This is a genomic window from Sphingomonas parva (ex Maeng et al. 2020) (assembly GCF_004564275.1).
In the GTDB taxonomy this organism is placed as follows: domain Bacteria; phylum Pseudomonadota; class Alphaproteobacteria; order Sphingomonadales; family Sphingomonadaceae; genus Allosphingosinicella; species Allosphingosinicella parva.
The window spans coordinates 1-19051 of sequence record NZ_SPDV01000095.1; the positions used below are offsets into that span (position 1 = coordinate 1).

Annotated in this window: 20 protein-coding genes; 10 read left to right on the forward strand and 10 right to left on the reverse strand. The window is 67.6% G+C overall.

Going from position 1 to position 19051, the window contains the following annotated elements:
- Window positions 1–17: 17 nt before the first annotated feature.
- The 5 genes from E2493_RS20530 to E2493_RS20550 all read right to left on the reverse strand — a co-directional run bounded on the left by E2493_RS20530 (window position 18) and on the right by E2493_RS20550 (window position 4405).
- A complete protein-coding gene (locus E2493_RS20530) occupies window positions 18–1550 on the reverse strand; it encodes a tyrosinase family protein (protein WP_225421627.1) in 1533 nt (510 codons plus the stop codon).
- 469 nt (window positions 1551–2019) lie between these two features.
- Window positions 2020–2493, reverse strand: a complete 474-nt coding sequence (locus E2493_RS20535; RefSeq protein ID WP_135090591.1) for a hypothetical protein — start codon at window positions 2491–2493, stop codon at window positions 2020–2022.
- Complete coding sequence (locus E2493_RS20540) at window positions 2490–2915, reverse strand: hypothetical protein (protein ID WP_135090593.1); 426 nt, start codon at window positions 2913–2915, stop codon at window positions 2490–2492. Before E2493_RS20540 ends, E2493_RS20535 begins: the two co-directional genes overlap by 4 nt.
- 9 nt (window positions 2916–2924) lie before the next feature.
- Window positions 2925–4118: a hypothetical protein gene (locus E2493_RS20545; RefSeq protein WP_135090595.1), complete on the reverse strand. Its 1194-nt coding sequence runs from the start codon at window positions 4116–4118 to the stop codon at window positions 2925–2927.
- Window positions 4115–4405, reverse strand: a complete 291-nt coding sequence (locus E2493_RS20550; RefSeq protein ID WP_135090597.1) for a hypothetical protein — start codon at window positions 4403–4405, stop codon at window positions 4115–4117. The genes E2493_RS20545 and E2493_RS20550 overlap by 4 nt, the downstream gene beginning before the upstream one ends.
- 181 nt (window positions 4406–4586) lie before the next feature.
- Between E2493_RS20550 and E2493_RS20555 the strand changes: the two genes are divergently transcribed.
- The 3 genes from E2493_RS20555 (at window position 4587) to E2493_RS20565 (ending at window position 8550) form a co-directional block, all read left to right on the forward strand.
- Entirely contained in the window at window positions 4587–4877 is a 291-nt protein-coding gene (locus E2493_RS20555; protein ID WP_191993032.1) for a DUF2218 domain-containing protein, read from the forward strand.
- Complete coding sequence (uvrA, locus tag E2493_RS20560) at window positions 4878–7886, forward strand: excinuclease ABC subunit UvrA (RefSeq protein ID WP_135090600.1); 3009 nt, start codon at window positions 4878–4880, stop codon at window positions 7884–7886.
- Window positions 7887–8172: 286 nt separating this feature from the next.
- Window positions 8173–8550 carry a low molecular weight protein tyrosine phosphatase family protein gene (locus E2493_RS20565; RefSeq protein WP_135090602.1) on the forward strand — a complete coding sequence of 126 codons (378 nt, stop codon included), beginning with the start codon at window positions 8173–8175 and terminating at the stop codon, window positions 8548–8550.
- A gap of 407 nt (window positions 8551–8957) precedes the next feature.
- Here E2493_RS20565 and E2493_RS20570 read toward each other — a convergent pair whose 3' ends face one another.
- Window positions 8958–9938 (reverse strand): hypothetical protein, encoded by a 981-nt coding sequence (locus E2493_RS20570; RefSeq protein ID WP_135090604.1) that lies wholly within the window; start codon window positions 9936–9938, stop codon window positions 8958–8960.
- Between the two features lie 163 nt (window positions 9939–10101).
- Entirely contained in the window at window positions 10102–10674 is a 573-nt protein-coding gene (locus E2493_RS20575) for a TMEM175 family protein (protein ID WP_135090606.1), read from the reverse strand.
- Between the two features lie 179 nt (window positions 10675–10853).
- On the opposite strand from E2493_RS20575, the gene E2493_RS20580 reads away from it, so the two are divergent.
- The 5 genes from E2493_RS20580 (at window position 10854) to E2493_RS20600 (ending at window position 14869) form a co-directional block, all read left to right on the forward strand.
- Window positions 10854–11762: a serine protease gene (locus E2493_RS20580; protein ID WP_135090608.1), complete on the forward strand. Its 909-nt coding sequence runs from the start codon at window positions 10854–10856 to the stop codon at window positions 11760–11762.
- Between the two features lie 325 nt (window positions 11763–12087).
- Window positions 12088–12648, forward strand: coding sequence for an OB-fold putative lipoprotein (locus E2493_RS20585; RefSeq protein WP_225421628.1), 561 nt, complete (start codon window positions 12088–12090; stop codon window positions 12646–12648).
- 98 nt (window positions 12649–12746) lie between these two features.
- Window positions 12747–13127 carry a hypothetical protein gene (locus E2493_RS20590; RefSeq protein ID WP_135090612.1) on the forward strand — a complete coding sequence of 127 codons (381 nt, stop codon included), beginning with the start codon at window positions 12747–12749 and terminating at the stop codon, window positions 13125–13127.
- A gap of 213 nt (window positions 13128–13340) precedes the next feature.
- Entirely contained in the window at window positions 13341–14354 is a 1014-nt protein-coding gene (locus E2493_RS20595; RefSeq protein ID WP_135090614.1) for a TerC family protein, read from the forward strand.
- Between the two features lie 89 nt (window positions 14355–14443).
- Window positions 14444–14869, forward strand: coding sequence for a GNAT family N-acetyltransferase (locus E2493_RS20600; RefSeq protein ID WP_135090616.1), 426 nt, complete (start codon window positions 14444–14446; stop codon window positions 14867–14869).
- A 17-nt stretch (window positions 14870–14886) separates the two neighbouring features.
- On the opposite strand, the gene E2493_RS20605 is transcribed toward E2493_RS20600, so the two are convergent.
- The 3 genes from E2493_RS20605 to E2493_RS21495 form a co-directional block, all read right to left on the reverse strand.
- Entirely contained in the window at window positions 14887–15453 is a 567-nt protein-coding gene (locus tag E2493_RS20605; RefSeq protein WP_135090618.1) for a hypothetical protein, read from the reverse strand.
- A 78-nt stretch (window positions 15454–15531) separates the two neighbouring features.
- Entirely contained in the window at window positions 15532–16083 is a 552-nt protein-coding gene (locus tag E2493_RS20610; protein WP_135090620.1) for a DUF4274 domain-containing protein, read from the reverse strand.
- 27 nt (window positions 16084–16110) lie between these two features.
- A complete protein-coding gene (locus E2493_RS21495) occupies window positions 16111–16266 on the reverse strand; it encodes a hypothetical protein (RefSeq protein WP_167737673.1) in 156 nt (51 codons plus the stop codon).
- 216 nt (window positions 16267–16482) lie between these two features.
- On the opposite strand from E2493_RS21495, the gene E2493_RS20615 reads away from it, so the two are divergent.
- Together E2493_RS20615 and E2493_RS20620 are read left to right on the forward strand one after the other, a co-directional pair.
- Window positions 16483–16929 (forward strand): nuclear transport factor 2 family protein, encoded by a 447-nt coding sequence (locus E2493_RS20615; RefSeq protein ID WP_135090622.1) that lies wholly within the window; start codon window positions 16483–16485, stop codon window positions 16927–16929.
- Window positions 16916–19051: TonB-dependent receptor (locus E2493_RS20620; RefSeq protein WP_135090624.1), on the forward strand; the 2136-nt coding region annotated here is incomplete at its 3' end. The genes E2493_RS20615 and E2493_RS20620, both read left to right, overlap by 14 nt.

Below are 19051 nucleotides of genomic sequence, written 5' to 3' on the forward strand. Positions count from 1 at the left end.
CGCCCCCCCCCCCCCCGTCAGCGCAATTCGATCCGCGCGCCGCCGATCCGCAGGTTGGTGCGTGGGCTCATCGTCTGCACCGCCGCCTGAGCGTTGCCGCCGGCCAGGCCGGTGGTCGGGATCAGCACCAATTGCCCTTCCTCGCCGCCGAGCGCGCGCAGCGCCGCCGTCGCCTCGAAGCGGCGCTCGTCGGGCGCCGCCATGCCGGCCATGTCGTTCGTGTCGCGATGCGGCGGCGCCGTCTCGTTGAAGAAGTTGATCACCCCGACCGTCGCCTGCTTGCCGTCCTTGCCCTGCAGGGCGACCTTGAACATCACCCGCGGGATCTCGTCGAAGCGCAGACCCTCGAGCACCAGGGTCGCCTGGCGCGTCGGCGGGTTCGCCGCCGTGCCGACGATCTGGGCGCGCATCTCGGCCGGGAGGCGGATCGGGGCGCGGGTGATGCCGCGCTCGACCGGGGTCGGGCCGAGGATCGGGATCCTCCGCCACGGCACCTCCTGCCAGACGATCGGCGGCAGGTGGAAGCGGATCGGGCAGCCGCCGCCGGCGGTGTAGCGATAGGCGAGCTGCTGGGTGGTCAGCATGTCGCTGGCGGTGCGGGTGACCTGGGCGCCGCTGCCGTTGACGAAGCTGTAGCTGGCGGTGGTCGGCGCGCCGGTCGGCAGCCGGGCGGCAAGATCGCCCTGCAGCCAGCATTCGTAGAGCCGGTCGATATTGGCGTGGTGGCTGTAGAAGATCGGATCGTTCCCGGCCGCCGGCACCGAGCCCATATAGCCGGTCGGGCAGCCGGCGACGCCGGTCGCGCAATGGACGTTGCCGTGCGGCGTGCCCTCGATCGCCGAGTTGAACGGCAGATAGCTGGTCTGGGCCATGGCGCCGGACGGATCGACCAGGTCGGGATCGATCGCCGCCGTGCCGGCATTGAGCTCGGCCTGTCGGTTGGCGACGAACAGGGGATTGGGCTTCGTGGTGCCGCCGTCCACCCAGGTCGCGGCGCGATAGGCGGCGGGAATATGGGCGTCGGCCTCATAGTCCCAATACGGCAGGGTAAGGCTGGAATCGCCCGACGCCTGACGCAGCACCTGCTCGAAATAATAAAGGTACATGCGGTGCCAGGTGAGGAACTGGTTGCTGCCGTGCTTGCAGGTGCACCAGGTCGCGGTCTCGGTCGGATTGCTGTCGCTCTGGGCCGAAAGGCCGCTCATCCCGGCGTTGGAGAGGCCCGAGACGTCGCGGCAATGCGCCCCGAAATAGGCGTGGATGTTGGCCCAGAACTTGAGGCTGCGGCGGAAATCGGCGCTGTCGCGCGGCGCGCTGTTCCAGGCGATCATCTGGGCGAAGCCGCGGCGCAGGCTGGCGAGCTCGGCGGCGCTGAGCGCATTGATCGACTTGCGGGTGCGGACGAGCAGCAGCCCGGGCGGCAGCTTCGCCTTGATCGCCGGATCGACCGCTACCGGCCCGATCTTTTTGGCGGGCGTCTGCGCCGTCCCGCCATAGCCGATCGCCGCCGAAAGCCCCACCGCCGCCACGCCGAGCCAAAGCCGTGCCATCATCCCTCTCCCCATCCTCGGGCGGTCGGCGATCGGCGTGCAGGAAAGCGGCGCCCCGGCCCCCTTGCGAGCCCACAGTCTACCGCAAGGACCGTGCCGCCGGTAGCGACCGGGGCGCGGGAGACACGTCCGGAATGGCGGGATCGGAGGGGGCGGCCGCGCGTGACGGCTCGCGCGAAAGCTCAGCCCCAGTCCGTCATCCCGGCGAAATTGACCAGGTGTGGAGTGCCCCCGGCACTCCACAGCCGCTCCGGGGGAGCGGCGGCCTGGATCAATGGGATCTCGTCGAGGACGATCGCCGCCGCCCGTGGAGCGCTCCATTCACGCCTGCGCCTGTCCGCGCGGAGATCCCGGCCTGCGCCGGGATGACGATCATTGGACGCGGCTCGCGGGACTTGGGCGAAGGGCTGCCCCGGGTCCGGCATTCGGGCCGTTCAACGCCGGCGGGACCGTACGCCGCCGGGATCGGTCAGGGCGCGGTGCGCAGCTTGACGCTGCCCAGCGGCAGCCACGCGGTCACGGGCGGCGTTGCGGAGTTCTCCGGTAGTCCAAGCGCGACGCCCATGACGAAGCCGTCCGAGCGAAAATTGCCCTGGAACGGCGGCGGCGGGAACAGGATCGGCCCGTCGCGCCGGAAGGCGTAGACCGGCTGAGCAAGGTAAAGCAGGCGGTAGGTCTGGGTGAACTGATTGTCGTGCTTGTAGGTGAAGTAGAGCGCTGGCTTGTCGGTTTCGAGCATGAGCGCGATCCGATAGGCGCTGTAGGTCGGCGTCGGGATCGGCCCGCCCTCGTCGGACCGGAACACCGCAAGCCCGTCCCGCACCAGCTCGCGCTGGTTCGGCGGCACCTGGTGCTGCTCGGTCTGCGCGAGGGCAGGAGCGGCGAAGGCGAGCAGCAGGAGGGGGAGGGTGCGCATGAGCGGATGATCGTTCAGCTTGCTCATTTGCCGGTGCCCGGCGTTGGAACCGACTTCGTGGTTGTCGTGGTGCTGGTCGTCGTGGTTACCGCGTTCGGCGCCGAAGCAGTCGTTGATGGTGCGCCGACCGACGTCTCCTGCTTCTTGCACTCTTCCGGCTGCTGCGTAGTCAGCCCTAGCAGTGCCAGGCCGCCAAGGAAGATGGCGATCCAGGCCGGGAGGCCCTTCAAGGCCTCGAGCACGCCCTTCAACGCTTGCAGAACGGCGATCGGATCGAAGCTGTCGGCCGTCTCGACAGCAGCCATGGGCGCCGCCTTGGCAGCCGCGAGTTGCGTCCTGACCCAGGCAATGAGTTCGGCAATTGCGGAGCCGAGCGCCACCACGACGAAGACGACACCGAGGATGAAGGTCAGCGCTCCGTAATCGTCGCACCACCACGCGATGCTCATGAATCCCTCCTATGGATGAAGGCTGAAAGCGGTGCCGATGAAGACTCCGAACGTGAAATCATCAGTGTCCGAGCGGTAGCCAAAGCGGATGCCGCCGTTCAGCCGGCGATCATCGCGCGGCACGAAGTAAACCGGCACATCGACCCCGAACACATCGTCCAGCGCGTCGTACGTCACCAGCGGTGCAATGGCGATGTTACGGAGCTTGCCCGCGCTGGCGAGCTGGTGCCGGAGCCCGAGGGCAAGCAGAAGGTTCTCATCTTTCTCCGGCGCCGCACCGGAGCCGGTGGTGCATTTCACCGCCCCGGCCCCGGTGTTGGGGGGGCAGAATACTTCCTCGTCGGCGGCCTTGTAAGAGCGTTGGTACCCGACCGACGCCAGGATTGCGGTCTTCGAACTGCGAAGATAGCGGTTGTAGACCCCCTTGAGGCTCCACTGCACCTTGCGGTCGGATTGCGGGGTGAGCGTTACCGGATCGAGAAACTCGAATTCCGCGCGGCTGACGGAGCCTTCGAAGCCGAGTTCGTAGGCGTCGTAGGGGATCATCTCGGCGACGAACTCCCGGATGCGATTCGGATTATGGGTGCCGACGAGCAGGTTCTCGCCCATCGTATTGCACCCGTTGATGGCAGCCGCGCGATCGTCCTCGTACTTCTTCACCCGCGCCTTGAACGCTGCAATCTGCTCCGGCGTGGCATCCGGCGCGATCGGGGAGGGCACCTTGCCGGCGAATTCGACGTCGACCTTGCCGCGGCACGTTGCGCGGCCGGCCTCCACGATCTCGATCGCTCTCGCGGTCGGTCCGGCCGTCCGGGTGGAGGTCATGAAGCGGCCCCAGCGGACTGTCAGCTTCGTGCCGTTCGCAAGACCATCCAGCGTGGCCGGAAGCGCATCTTTCTCGCCGTCCCAGGGTGTCGAGACGATCAAGCTCAACGTCTCCTCGCCCTTCATGACGGCGGTTCCGGTAGAATTCCCCCGGACCTCCCAGTCCGCGATGTTGAGAGCGAGCGACGCGCTTCCGTCGCCGGTACCCCCGGTGAGCTGGATTTCGGCGTCTTCGAGGCGACCGAACCGGTCATGGGGAGCTCCGACCGGAAGAGGGTCGGCTAGGGGAACCGGCGCCGCCTGCGCCAGGGCAACGGTGGGGATCAGCGAGCCAGCGGCGAGCAGCGCGACGAGATACGGTTTGGCCGCGCCGATCATAGCGTGAAATCCTCCCATCCGGCGCCGTAAGGCTCGCTACCCGCGACGATCTGGTCCGCCGTCTGACAGACGGCGTGGCCGGCACAGAGGATCGTCACCGCCAGCGTGTCGCCTGTGGCTCCGAACATGGTGTAGTTGAGCAGGTGCCTCGACCCGTCGTTGCACTGGCCGTGGACGGCGACGTCCCCCTTGTGGTCGCTCCGCATCGGAACGGGATGACCGTCCACGACAAGCGTATAGCTCTTGAGGCCCGCACTCGGCTGCGCCTCAATTCTCAAAGTAGCCATGACGCTGCTCCTTTCTGAAGCTCTGCATGTGCCACGTGCGCGCTCTCGCTGCGCGTGACGGCCGTCACGCCCCGCGCGCCAACCGCCACCTTGCGATCCGCGCCTCCCGCCCCCATCCCCCGCGCAGGAGCGGCGCCGGGCGCAGGCTCTTGCACCCCGGGAACAAATCTGGAACAGAGCGATGGTGATCGAGACCGCCGACGTGCCGACCGCGCATGGCGCGAAGTACATGCAGCAATTGCTGAAGCATTGGTCGCACAAGCTCGAGACGCACCTCGACGGCGATGCCGGCAGCGTCCTCTTCGATGCCGCGCTCGCCCGCTTCGCCGCCGGCCCGGCCGCGCTCGCCGTGACGCTCGAGGCCGAAACCGCAGAGGTGCTGGAGCGTATGAAGTCCGTGCTCGCCACCCACCTGGACCGCTTCGCCTTCCGCGAGGCGCCGCTTGCATTCGATTGGAAGGTCGCCGCCTAAATGCTCACCCATCTCTCCGTCCGCGGCGCCCGCGAGCACAATCTCAAGAACGTCGACGTCGATATTCCGCGCGAGACGCTGACCGTGATCACCGGCCTCTCGGGCTCGGGCAAATCGTCGCTCGCCTTCGACACCATCTACGCGGAAGGCCAGCGCCGCTACGTCGAGAGCCTCTCGGCCTATGCCCGCCAGTTCCTCGAGATGATGCAGAAACCCGACGTCGATCACATCGAGGGCCTCTCGCCGGCGATCTCGATCGAGCAGAAGACGACCTCGCGCAACCCGCGCTCGACGGTCGCGACGGTCACCGAGATCTACGACTACATGCGCCTGCTCTGGGCGCGCGTCGGCGTGCCCTACAGCCCGGCGACCGGCCTGCCGATCTCCGCCCAGACGGTGTCGCAGATGGTCGACCGGGTGATGGCGCTGCCCGAGGGCACCCGTCTCTATTTGCTCGCGCCGGTCGTGCGCGGCCGCAAGGGCGAGTATCGCAAGGAGCTCGCCGAGTGGCAGAAGACGGGCTTCACCCGCGTCCGCATCGACGGCACGTACTACGCGATCGAGGACGCGCCGGCGCTCGACAAGAAGTACAAGCACGACATCGAGGTGGTGGTCGATCGCCTCGTCGTGCGCGAAGGCATCGAGACGCGGCTTGCCGACTCCCTCGAGACCGCGCTGAAGCTCGCCGAGGGCCTGGTCTACATGGACCCGGCCGATCCTCCCCGGGACGGGGAGGGGGACCAGCCGGAGGCTGGTGGAGGGGGTTCCGAGACCCGCGGAGTCCTGATGGACAATGCCCCTCCCGGCCGCATCGTCTTCTCCGAGAAATTCGCCTGCCCGGTGTCCGGCTTCACCATCGCCGAGATCGAGCCGCGGCTGTTCTCGTTCAACGCGCCGCAGGGCGCGTGCCCGGCCTGCGACGGCCTGGGCGAGAAGCTCCTGTTCGATCCGGAGCTGGTCGTCCCCAACGAGAACCTCTCGATCAAGAAGGGCGCGGTCGTGCCCTGGGCCAAGTCCAACCCGCCGAGCCCTTATTACATGCAGGTGCTCGGCAGCCTTGCGCGCGAGTTCGGCTTCAGCCTCGACACGCCGTGGAACGACCTGCCGGAGGAGATCCACGAGATCATCCTGCACGGCACCAAGGGCAAGCCCGTCACGCTCACCTTCATCGACGGCCGCAAGAGCTACGACGTCCGCAAGCCGTTCGAGGGCGTGATCGGCAATCTCAACCGCCGCATGCTGCAGACCGAGAGCGCCTGGATGCGCGAGGAGCTCTCCAAATATCAATCGGCGGCGCCCTGCGAGACCTGCAAGGGCGCCCGCCTCCGCCCGGAGGCCCTGTCCGTCAAGGTCGCCGGCGAGGACATCTCGATGGCGACCCGCCGCGCCGTCCGCCACGCGCTCGATTTCTTCTCGACCCTCGAGGAGAAGCTCAATCCGCAGCAGCGCGAGATCGCCCGGGCGATCCTCAAGGAGATCAACGAGCGGCTCGGCTTCCTCAACAACGTCGGGCTCGACTATCTGAACCTCGACCGCACCTCGGGTACCTTGTCGGGCGGCGAGAGCCAGCGCATCCGCCTGGCCTCGCAGATCGGCTCGGGCCTGTCGGGCGTGCTCTACGTGCTCGACGAGCCGTCGATCGGCCTCCACCAGCGCGACAACGACCGGCTGCTCGTCACCCTCAAGCGGCTGCGCGACCTCGGCAACACCGTGCTGGTCGTCGAGCATGACGAGGACGCGATCCGCACCGCCGATTACGTGATAGACATGGGCCCCGGCGCCGGCGTCCACGGCGGCACGGTCGTCGCCAAGGGCACGCTCGACGAGGTGCTGGCCAATCAGGACAGCCTGACCGCCGATTACCTCACCGGCCGCCGCGCGGTTGCGCTGCCCGCGAAGCGGCGCAGGGGCAACGGCAAGAAACTGACCGTGAAGGGGGCGCGGGCGAACAATCTGAAGGACGTCACCGCGTCGATCCCGCTCGGCACCTTCACCTGCATCACCGGCGTCTCGGGCTCGGGCAAGTCGAGCTTCACCATCGACACGCTCTACGCCGGCGCCGCCCGCCAGCTGAACGGCGCGCGGGTGGTCTGCGGCCCGTGTGAGAAGATCACCGGGCTCGACTATCTCGACAAGGTGATCGACATCGACCAGTCGCCGATCGGCCGCACCCCGCGCTCGAACCCGGCGACGTACACGGGCGCCTTCACCCAGATCCGCGACTGGTACGCCGGCCTGCCGGAGAGCCAGGCGCGCGGCTACAAGGCCGGCCGGTTCAGCTTCAACGTCAAGGGCGGCCGCTGCGAGGCCTGCAAGGGCGACGGCCTGCTCAAGATCGAGATGCACTTCCTGCCCGACGTGTACGTCACCTGCGACGTCTGCCACGGCCAGCGCTACAATCGCGAGACGCTGGAGGTGAAGTTCAAGGGCAAGTCGATCGCCGACGTGCTCGACATGACCGTCGAGGACGCCCACGAATTCTTCAAGGCGGTCCCGCCGATCCGCGAGAAGATGGCGATGCTGGCGGAGGTCGGCTTGGGCTACGTCAAGGTCGGCCAGCAGGCGACGACCCTCAGCGGTGGCGAGGCCCAGCGCGTGAAATTGGCGAAGGAGCTGTCACGCCGCGCGACCGGGCAGACGCTGTACATCCTCGACGAGCCGACCACCGGCCTGCATTTCGAGGACGTGCGGAAGCTGCTCGAGGTGCTGCACGCGCTGGTCGAGCAGGGTAACACCGTCGTCGTCATCGAGCACAACCTTGAGGTCATCAAGACCGCGGACTGGGTGCTCGATCTGGGGCCCGAGGGTGGTGACAAGGGCGGCGAGATCGTCGCCGAGGGTACGCCCGAGGAGGTGGTCAAGGAGCCGCGGAGCTACACCGGCCATTACCTCAAGCCGCTGCTGAACCCCTCGAACGCCGTTCGGGCCAAGCCTGTCGAAGCCCCCAAGAAGGGGCGGAAGAAGAAGGCTGCGGCGCCGGCGGAAGCGGAGCGCGAGGCCGCGGAGTAAGGTTCCCATTCCTCCCCGAGCTCGGCTCGGGGAGGGGGACCAGCCATAGCCGAAGGCGACGGCTGGTGGAGGGGCGTGACCCGCGCAGGCGCCAAGATCCTCCCCGGCACGGGGAGGGGGACCACCCGAAGGGTGGTGGAGGGGGCCCCATAGCAGGCCTCTGACTCCTTCTTTCCTTCAGCGGACAAGGGAAGTGCAGGCCACGGTGCACTTCGATGAGGCTGTGCGGGTGACGACGCACTCCTCAGGCCTTGCTCCTGCACGCTTGCTGGTGCCTATGCGCCGCATGCCCGAAGACCAGCCAACTGAGCCGCCGGAAGTGCAGTCCGAAAGCCCCCGCCGCCTCCTCTTCGTCTGCTCCCGGAACCGCCTGCGCAGCCCGACCGCGGAAGCGATTTGCCAGAACATCGACGGCATCGAGGCCATCTCGGCCGGCACCAATAACGACGCCGAGCAGCCGCTGACTGGCGACCTGATCGACTGGGCCGACGTGGTGATCGCGATGGAGCGCACCCACCGCCACCGCATCAACAGCAAGTTCCGGGCGCAGATGAAAGGAAAGGAGCTGGTCGTGCTCGGCATCCCCGATGATTACGAGTACATGCAGCCCGAGTTGGTGAGCCTGCTTAAGGTTCGGCTGCAGCGCTGGATGGGGGCGCGTTGAGCAAGGGTTCAGCGCTAAGAAATCCGCTTTAGCCCCGATTGCAGGCTCCGTTCAGGGCAGCGGCTGGCAGTCCGGTCCGCTCTCGGGCGCCTCAAGCGAGTGCTGTCACGAGGAGGTGGGGGTAGGCAGTTAACTTGGCGTGCTTCATCACGGCCGAGTTCATATCGAAGCGATGCGTTTGCCCCTCAGCATCTGGCAGGCACCACCCGCGCGTCCATGTATGCTGGACAAGGCGAGCAGCTCTTGGAGGTGGTTAAGTTGCGCGGAGGTCCGCGGTCGCATAATAAGGGAGTATCGCGGTGGCCAGAACCAACGTTAAATTTGGTGACCTTGATGACAGCTAATGAGGGCGCATAATTCGTGCGTGAAGACGCCAATATGATGTTCGTCCTTATCTTCAGTGTTGGCTACGCCTCATCTTCCACAAAATCCGTGATAATGATCCTGAGTTTTTTTCCGGTGACGCTTCTAACATAATATGCAAGAACAAAAACCTCATCTTTGTTCATTGCCCTCGTCAATTTTGACTTCAGGTTCTCTTTCCGATCTGCGGGCACCGAAAACGGCGTCTGGCCGTCAAACTCAGGATTTCTGAACTTGCCCCATCCACTCTCTTTGTTATACTGGACGATGTCAAGCCGTACCGGCGTGATCTGTGGATCTATCCGGATAGTCTCGACCTCGTCCGCCATTCGCCGGGTAGCCGAAAGAACTCGTCGCCTTCCGTATTTGTCGGAAATATTTACGCTTGCTAAGCTTGCGCTCCTCCTCAGGGGTACCGCAATCTCCTTGAGGAGCGGGGTGGCCATGGTAACGAGTTCAGCATCTTGCTCAGGGGTTATCTTGTTTAAGACCTCTTGGTGGGCCTCAAGGTAAGAACGTCTCTGTGTTTCTGCGAGGAGTCGTTCATACAATTCCCTAACTTCTTCGTTGACTTCTCGTTCCTGTGCTATCTGTCTTTCCAGCATTTGTAGAGTCATTGTGGCCTGACGATCTGATGACGCAATAGACGCATCAAACACGCGTATGAGATCAGCCTGTGTCTGAAGCGCTTGCTTTATGGTGTCACTCTCTGCCGGCTTGAAAACTCTCTCGATAACATACGTCCACAAAGACGTAATCGGCAGCTCGTATAGCAATGGGGGGAGAGTTGCTAGGGCAGGCCCTATGATGTCAATGCCGAATGACCCAGGTCTGTACGGCCTCAGGTTGATAGCAGTGTTGTTTTGCCTGGTAACCTTCTTAGGAAACTCACCAGTTCTTCTGAACTTGTCGAGCTTAACGGTCAGCCTCGACGCAGCATACTGGAACCGGGCTGCTTCGTAGAAATCCATTTCGTTGTTATGTGCCAGTTTTCCGCTAAAAACGAACGAGATAACGTCTTCCATGCGAACGCCCTCACTGCAGAGACTGACTTAACGCATCGTCTCTAGTCTATGCAAGTTCAGAGAGCAGAAGATTCCGCTAGGGAAACGGGCTATTGCTGGGGCTCCACCGAACATGGCCTGCTTCCGCCTGCATTATCACGTCGCTCGCCTCTCTGCGGCTACCTCATCCCACCAGCCTCTCCACCCGGCGATCCGGCACGAACCACGCCGCCGCGACCAGCACGTAGAGCGCCAGCGACACCGCCGGTGCGACGAAGGCGGCGCCGATCCCCGCCGCATAGCCCAGCATCGACAGCCGGCCCTTGCGGCTGCGGCCGAAGGCGGTCGCCAGGGTCGAGCCTTCGCCCTCGTGCCGCACCAAAGCGGCGGCGAGCAGGCTGTAGGCCACCGCGCACATCAGCAGCACGACGCCGTAGAGCGCGACCGGCTTCGAGGAGAAATGGTTCTCGTCCATCCAGGCGGTCGCGAACGGGATCAGCGACAGCCAGAAGAGGAGGTGGAGGTTCGCCCACAGCACGACGCCGGTCACCGAGCGGACCGCGTGCAGCATGTGGTGGTGGTTGTTCCAGTAGATGCCGAGATAGACGAAGCTCAGCACGTAGCTCAGGAAAATCGGCAGCAGGCCGGCGAGCTCGGCCCAGTCGGTGCCGTGCGGCGCCCGTAATTCCAGCACCATGATCGTGATGATGATCGCGATCACGCCGTCGCTGAACGCCTCGAGCCGCCCCTTGCCCATCTGCCCCTCCCTCGTTGCCGTCCTTGTGGCGCCGATGCGCGCACTGGGCAATCGCGCATGCCTCAGCGGGTGGATCGCCGCGCTCTCCCGCACCGTGACGGCCGTCACGCGTCATCGGAGGCCTGCGCGGGCATGGAGCATAAGCGGTCGCTCGTGATCGCCCATCAGGGAGACTGACCATGAGAACCCAACCTGCATGTTGGATCGCGCTGCTCCTTCTCACCGCGCCGGCGGCTTCGTCGGCAGCACCAAACCACCTCGACGTCATCGTTTCCCAGGATCGGGGATTGACCCCCACCGACGTCAAGGCAATCCAGAAGGACTTGTCCAAGCTCCCGGCGGCGGAGCAACAGCGATATCTCTCCGCTCTTCGGCTGGATCCGCGGATCGTCGGCGGCGATCCGTTCGACATTGCGACGGCGCCCTGGCAGGTTGCGCTCGTCAAGGGCTATGCCGCGAACCGCTATCAATTTTGTGGCGGGACTCTGATTGCGCCGGATACGGTCGTCACCGCAGCGCACTGCATCGACAATCCGATCGTCAAGAACGATCCCCTGCGCCTCGACATCGTGGCCGGCACTGCCTTCTTTGGTGAAGGCGGTGAGCGGATCAAGGTGAAGTCGCTCGCGGTGCACCCGCAATGGAATGCGACCAACCTCGATTACGACGTCGCCATTCTGAAGCTCGCTCAAGGAAGCACCCTGGGGCGCCCCATTCCGATCGACTCCGATCCGGCAAATCCGCCGATGCAGGTAACCGTCAGTGGCTGGGGCGCGCTCTCCGAAGGGGGCCGCTCGTCGGACGAGTTGATGGGAGTCACCATGCCGCTGGTGGATGCCGGCACGTGCAGCAGCCCGGAAAGCTATGGGGCCAGCATCACGCCTCGAATGCTGTGCGCCGGCGTCCGCGAGGGCGGGCAGGACTCCTGCCAGGGCGACAGCGGCGGTCCGCTGGTCCGAGATCTCGGCCCGAATGCGCGGCTCGTCGGGGTCGTCAGCTGGGGGGAGGGATGTGCCCGGAGGCTGAAGTACGGGGTGTACACGCGTGTGTCGGAAGTGGCGCCTTTCATCCTCGCGTTCGCGCCGTGACACTCGGTCGGCGCGGCCTCGATCACGAGCGCGCCGACGCTGACCTGCCCCCGCAACCAGCTCCTCCCGGTCCGCGCCTGTTCCTGCGCGGACCGTTTCACCATTGCCCGCGCCCGCGTACCGGTGGAAAATCCGCCTTTGGTGTATTATCTCTGCGATACACATCGCGGACCAGGGGAGACGGCCAGTGCAGTGTCGGGAATGTGCCGGGGAGGTGCCTGCGTTCCGCGAGTTCTGCCCGCATTGCGGGGCGCCGACCCATGCCAAGCTGCGCGGGCGCGGCGGCGGGGGCGACGCCGGGCCGGAGGGGCGGTCCGAGGAGGAATTGAAGCGGAATCGGGCGCGGGTGCTGGTGATCGGCGCAGCGCTGCTGCTCGCCGCCGGCGTGGTCGGCAAGGGCGACTGGTTCCCGATCCGGATCAACGGCGACAGCCACGAGTCCCGCGAGAGCCGCGAGGGGCCGCGCGGCGCCGCCATCGTCCCGGTGCAGCAGCTGATCCAGGCCTATCGCGACGATCCCGACGCGGCCGACGATCTCTACCGCCACCGCGAGATGGTGGTCACCGGACCGTTCGTGCGGATCGCGCCGGACGGGCAGGGCGATCCCGATCTGCGGCTCGGCACGTCCGATCCGGCGGGCCAGTTCGGCGCCGATCTGATCCGCGCCTCGCACGAGCAGGCGACGCGGCTGCGGCCGGGCCAGGTCGTGACCGTCGGCTGCCAGCGGATCGACCGCAGCGGCGACGAGCGCTGGCTGCGCAATTGCGCGATCCAGTCGGTCGCCGACGTCGGTGCCTCCGCGCCGCCGGCCGCGCCCGCGCCGCCGGCCGAGCGCATCGAGGCGTCGCCGCCCGCGCCGCCCGCGCCGCCTGGGAACGGCGGCTGAGCCCGGCACGGGAAGGTCCTCGCGCGGGGCGATTGTGCGCATCGCACCCGGGCTGATAGGGGACGACACACAGGCATTTCGCCTTGGGGGGAAAGTCGATGATCTTCGGGACCGGGCTGATCGCCCTGGCGGCGCTCGCGGGCGCCCAGAGCGAGCGGGAGGCGGCGATCGCCAGCACCCAGGCCGATGTCGAGAGATATCCGTACAACGAGAATTTCACGCTGACCCACAAGGGGCTGACGTACGACATCAGCCGGGCGGCGCACGCCGGGCGCTGCCGGACGAAGTTCGTCCTCGAGGAGGAGGCGGAGGTGATCGTCGACTGGAGCGGCGTCGCCGCGATGCGGCCGGACGGCACGAGCCTGGCGCTGACCATGCGGCGGCCGGCCGACAACGTCACCTTCGAGCTCAACCTGCCGGACGAGACGCGCAACTTCGCCGAGGTTTTCGACTATCTGATCCGCGCCTGCGCCGGCTGAGGCGCCGCCGCGCGCACCGCAGCCGCCGCGCGCTTGATTCCGCCGCGGGCCGCCCTTAGATCCGTGCCGCGGCCCGGGCCCCTCTGGCGCGTCTCGTCTGCGAGCGCGTGATGTCGGACCGCATCGGACGATCCGATGCACGACGGCCCGGCCTCCAGCCCACCCGACAGCCGCGGATCCTCCGATCGACCCCTGATCGAGAGGAGCGACCTCATGGAATTCCTGTTCGCCGACTGGCTCGGCACGCCGGCCTGGCTGTGGCTGAGCTTCCTCGGCCTCGTCGCCGCACTGACCGCCTTCGATCTCGGCATCCTCCACAAGGAGGATCGCGAGATGGGCATCGCCGAGAGCCTCAAGCTCTCCGCTTTCTACATCGCCGTCGCCCTGCTGTTCGGCGCCTGGATCTGGCACGCCCGCGGCGCCGAGCCGGGGATGCAATATTTCACCGGCTTCTTCATCGAGAAGGCGTTGTCGATCGACAACATCTTCGTGATCAGCCTGATCTTCTCCTATTTCGCCATTCCCGCGCGCTACCAGTATCGCGCCCTGCTCTGGGGAATCCTCGCGGTGATATTGCTGCGCGGGCTGATGATCGCCGGCGGCGCGGCGCTGGTCGCCGAGGCCTATTGGGTGCTCTATTTGTTCGCCGCCTTCCTGATCTTCACCGGGATCAGGATGGTCTTCGCCGGCGACGCGCCGATGGACGTCGCGGGCAATCCCGTGCTGCGCTTCATCTCTCGCCACGTGCCGGTGACGCGCGAGCTGCACGGCCAGCGTTTCTTCGTGCGCACCGAGGATCCGGCGACCGGCCGACGCGCGCTCTCGGCGACGCCTCTGTTCCTCGCTTTGGTGGTGATCAACCTCGCCGATTTGGTCTTCGCGGTCGACAGCGTGCCGGCGATCTTCGCGATCACCACCGACACGTTCATCGTCTACACCTCGAACATCATGGCGATCCTCGGCCTGCGCGCGCTCTATTTCGCGCTCGCCGCCATGGTCCACCGCTTCCATTATCTGAAATATGCGCTGGCGGCGGTGCTCGTGTTCATCGGCTCGAAGATCTTCGTCGCCGACTTCCTGCTCGGCGGCGACAAATTCCCGCCGATCCTGAGCCTCGGCGTCACCCTTGCGCTGATCGCCGCCGGCATCCTCGCGTCGCTGTGGAAGACGCGCGGCGCGCCCGAGCCGGACTGGCCGGCCGTGAAGGAGGGAACGCGCGGCGACTGACGCCGGGGTTCCCGTCCGCGGCCGCCGCGCGCTAGACGGGGAAGGGCCGCCTCGCAGGGGGCGGTCCGCACCATCGCAGGGAGGCGCCAATGCCCGTCCGCATCGCCCGCGCCGAGGATCGCGACGCCGTGATCGCGCTGATGACGAACCTCTGGCCCGACGAGGACGGCGCCGTGCTCGGCCGCGGGGCCATCTTCGTCTGGGAGCGTGCGGAGGGCGGTGACGGCCGGCTCGGCGGCTTCGCCCAGGTCGAGATCCGTCCTTACGTGAACGGCGGCGAGCAGGCGCCGTGCCCCCATCTTGAGGGCTGGTGGGTCGATCCGGACCTGCGCCGCCGCGGCATCGGCCGGGCGCTGGTCGCGGCGGTCGAGGACTGGTGCCGGGCGCGCGGCTTCGCCGAGCTCACCTCGGACGTCCTCCTCGCCAACCGGCGCAGCCTCGCCGTCCATCCGCGCCTCGGCTTCGTGCCGACCGAGCGGGTCCAGTATTTCCGCAAGGCGCTGACGGAGGATTGACCGGCCGCGGCCCTCGCTCAGGGCTCCACCGCGGCGAGCGGCAGCCGGGCGCGGAGATGGGCGACGATCGCCTCGGCCTCGGGCCTGTCGAGCCCGGCGGCGGCGCGGATCGTGCGGGCGCCGTAATCGAAGCGTATGCTTCCGGCGCCCTGCATGCCGAGGAAGGGCGGCGGCGCCGCCTGCATGCGGGCGGCAAGCGGCGCCGGCGCCTCCGCGGCGAGGCGGCGGATCTCGGCGCCGCGATAATAACGGCGCCGCGAGAGGCCGAGCATGCGGTGGCCGATCTCGAGATCGCCGGTTACGACGGCGATCGTCTCGGCGCCGCTCAGCTGCCAGAGGATCGTCGCCGCAACGAAGAGCCAGCCGACCGCCCAGAAGGTCAGCCAGAGCAACAGGAACGCATCACCGGTGCGGACCACCTCATACAGGGCCGCGACGCCGCCCGCCGTCCATCCGGCCAGCCAGATGCAGAGGAAGACCAGGACGAAGGCACTGCGCCGCGCCGGGATGCGGATCTGCTCGATCCCGTCGACATGCCGGATCGCGAACCGCGCCCGCGGCGCCTCCTCATAGCGTCTCGCCATCGTCCTCTCCCCCTCGGCCGAAGCGCAGCATGACGCGCGCCGACCGATGCGGCAAGGCGACGGTCCTGCCGAGGTCGGTCAGCCGCGCTCGAAGAATTCCGGCGGATAGCCCTCGGTCCAGCCGCTGAAATCGAGCTCCTCGCCATGCGCTTCGGCCTGGGCGAGGCTGTCGGGCACCGGCCACGGCAGGCTGTTTGGGGTCAGGTGGGGCAAAGCGTCGGGGCGGAAGCCGTAATGCTGATATTGGCCCGCCGCCCAGCGCTCGCAGATCTCGATCAGGAAGCGGACCGTGTCCATCATATAGCCGGCGCCGGCCTCCAGCGCCGCCATCGTCTCGAACTGGGCATAATAGCTCGGCTCGCCGCGCGCGAAGAGGGTGATGGCGGTGCCCGCGTCGCACTCCGGCTGGCGGATGATCCAGAGCAAAGGCGCGAAATCCTGGTCCCAGTTCCAGCTGCAGGCGCTGCGGTGCCAATCGTCCGGCCCACGCTGCTGCAGCCAGGCGAGCAGCTCTTCCTCGCCGAAGGCCGCATAGGCCTCCGGGGCGACCGCCGGGATCGGGTCCGGCGCGGTCGCGGCCGTCGGTGCCGGCGCCCGCCCGCCGAACATCGCGCGCAATCTCTCGAACATCGTGTCTCCTCTCTTCCCGCCGGGCGGTCAGGCGAGCCAGTGGATCAGCAGGACGAGCGCGGCCAGCGTCAGCGGCGGCCACACCGCCGACGGCTTGAACAGCAGGTCGAACCACAAAGGCGGCTCGAAACGATATTCGCTGACCTTCCAGGGCGTCTCGTCCGGTTCCTGCTCGTCGCTCACCGCCTGCTCCCGCGCGCCGCCTTTCCCGCATCCTGCACCCGATCGCGCCGCGCCTCCAGTGGCGGAATTCTTCACGCCGGCGTGATCGGCGTCACGCGGGTGGCGCGGGCGCGGCGCCATGATCGGGCGGTGACGACAAGGTCCGGAACGGAGCGGCTCGCGCCGGGCGGCGCGCGGCGATCTGCTATCATCCGCCGCCTGATCGGGAGACGCAATATGCCGCACTCCTCTTTCTCCTCCAGTCCCGCCCTCGCCAGGATCGAGCAGGCCTATCGCCGCTGGGGCGAGACCCTGGGCGGCAATCTCGACGAGGTGCTCGAGACCTTCACCGAGGACGTCGAGATCCGCACCCTGCTGCCCGACGACGGCTCGACGCCGGTCCGCGGCCTCTACCGCGGCCGCGACGGCGCGCGCCGCTATTTCGCCGACATGTTCGGCGCGTTCGATCTGCTCGAGCATGTTGCCGACCGCCTGATCGTCGATGCGGACGGCACAGCGCTGGTGATGGTCGGCCGTTGCCGGCTGCGCCACAGAGCGAGCGGCGCCGAGATGGGCTCGCCGCTGATCGATGTCTGCGAGCTGCGCGACGGCGGGGTCAGCCGCCTGACCGAGATGTTCGACACATTCGCCTTTCACCGGGCGACCGTCGGTGCTCCGGCCTGAGCGGCGCGCGCGCACGCTCGCGGCGGCTCCCGTCCTGGCCTGGCTGGCGGGGGCCGCTCCGTTGCCCGCCCAGCCGGCGGCGCAGCCCGCGTCGCCCGCCGCCGAGATGCCGGGCGAGGCGATCATCGTCACCGCCAGCCGGCGCGCCGAGACGCTGCACGACAGCGCCGCGGCGGCGAGCGCCTTCGACGAAGCCGAGATCGCGGCGCGCAGCGCGGTCGAGGTCGGCGATCTGGTCGGCTTCGCACCCAATGCCTCGTTCGATTCCACCGCCTCGCTCAGCGGCAGCGCCAATTCGGCCTCGGTGTTCATCCGCGGCATCGGCCAGTCCGATTTCGTCTTCGCCACCGATCCCGGGGTCGCCGTCTATGTCGACGGCGTCTACATCGCGCGGAGCACCGGCTCCGCGTTCGACCTGCTCGATATCGCCCGCATCGAGGTGCTGCGCGGCCCGCAGGGAACCAATTTCGGCCGCAACGCGATCGGCGGCGCGGTGGCCTTGTTCACCCATGCCCCGGCGCTTGGCGAGCAGTCTGGCTCGGTCGTGCTCGAGGGCGGATCGTTCGAGCGCGTCGGCGGGCGCGGCGTCGCCAATCTGCCGCTCGGCGGCGCGGCCGCGGCGCGCGTCGCGCTCTCCTGGCGGCGCAACGGACCCTATGCCCGGCGCCAGCCTGCGGGCGAGGGGCTCGGCGGCCAGGACGTGCTGCAGGGCCGCGCCGCGCTGCGCTGGACGCGCGGCAGGCTCACCGCCGATCTCGCCGGCGATTATGCGACACGCGACGATCAGTCTCCGCCCGCGACCCTGCGCTCGGTCGATCCGCCCGGCCTCGGCGGCGCGTCGACCCTGTTCGCCGGCCTGCTCTACAACAATCTGATCGAGGGGCCGGACGGCATCGCGCCCTGCGAGCGGCCCGATTTCCCGATCCCCTTCTGCGGCATACCGGGCCTGATCGCGATGCCGACCCTGCCCGCCTCGACTACGCCGATCGACGCGCGCTGGATCAGCGGCGATCCTTACGTCACCTTCGCCACCGGCCCCACCGGCTCCCGCTTCGAGGGCGGCGGCGTCCGCGCGACGCTCGATTACGCCGGCCCGATCTCCCTGCGCTGGACCTCCGCCTGGCGCGCTTTCGACGCCGCCTTCGGGCGCGATCCGGACAGCTCGCCGCTGGTGATCGTCGACACCGCCAATCGGCTCGACCACCATCAATGGAGCCACGAGCTTCAGCTCAAGGACGAGGCGGGGCGCCTGCAATGGGTCGCCGGCGGCCATGTCTTCTCGGAGGAGGGGAGAGATCGCGGCACCGCGCCGCTGATCGACGAGACGTTCCGGATCGTGAACGCGCTCGGCCTCGGCTGCACTCTGCTGTCCGGCGCGACCGGATTGCCGCAGCCGCTCGCTCTGCCCGTCTGCCCCAACATCTTCCGCATCGATGCGACGGGCGACGGCGTGCGGATCGACAATAGCAGCCTCTCGGCCTTCGGCGAGGCGACGCTCGCGCTCACCCGGCGGCTTTCCGTCACCGCCGGGCTGCGCTGGACCCGGGACCGCAAGAGGATCGATCTCCGCGGCTTCCTGGTCGGCGGGGCGCCGGTCGCCGCCGATCCGCGGGCCGCGCGCAGCTTCTCGCGCCTGACGCCGCGCGTGATCGTGGAATATGCCCCACGGCCGGAGGTGCGCGTCTACGGATCCTTCTCGACCGGCTTCAAGTCGGGCGGCTTCAACCAGCGCTACGGCGCGCCGATCGCCGCCCCGACCGCCTTCGCGCCGGAGACGGTGCGCAGCTGGGAGCTCGGCCTCCACCTGCGCTCGCGCGATCGCAGGGCGGCGCTGCGTGCGACCGCCTTCTGGGCCGATTACGACGACATCCAGGTGGTGGTGTTCGAATCCGGCATCCCGCGCACGATCAACGCCGCGGCCGGGCGGAGCCGCGGCATCGAGCTGGAAGGGACCTGGTCGCCGTCGCCGTCGCTGACGCTGGCGGCGAGCTACGGCTGGCTCGACACCGCCTTCACCCGGCTCGATCCGGCGATCGTCGGCTCGTTCGGCCTGCCGGTGGTGAACCCGCTCCGGATTGGCGATCGCTTCGTCGATTCACCCCGCCATTCGCTCGGCCTCTCC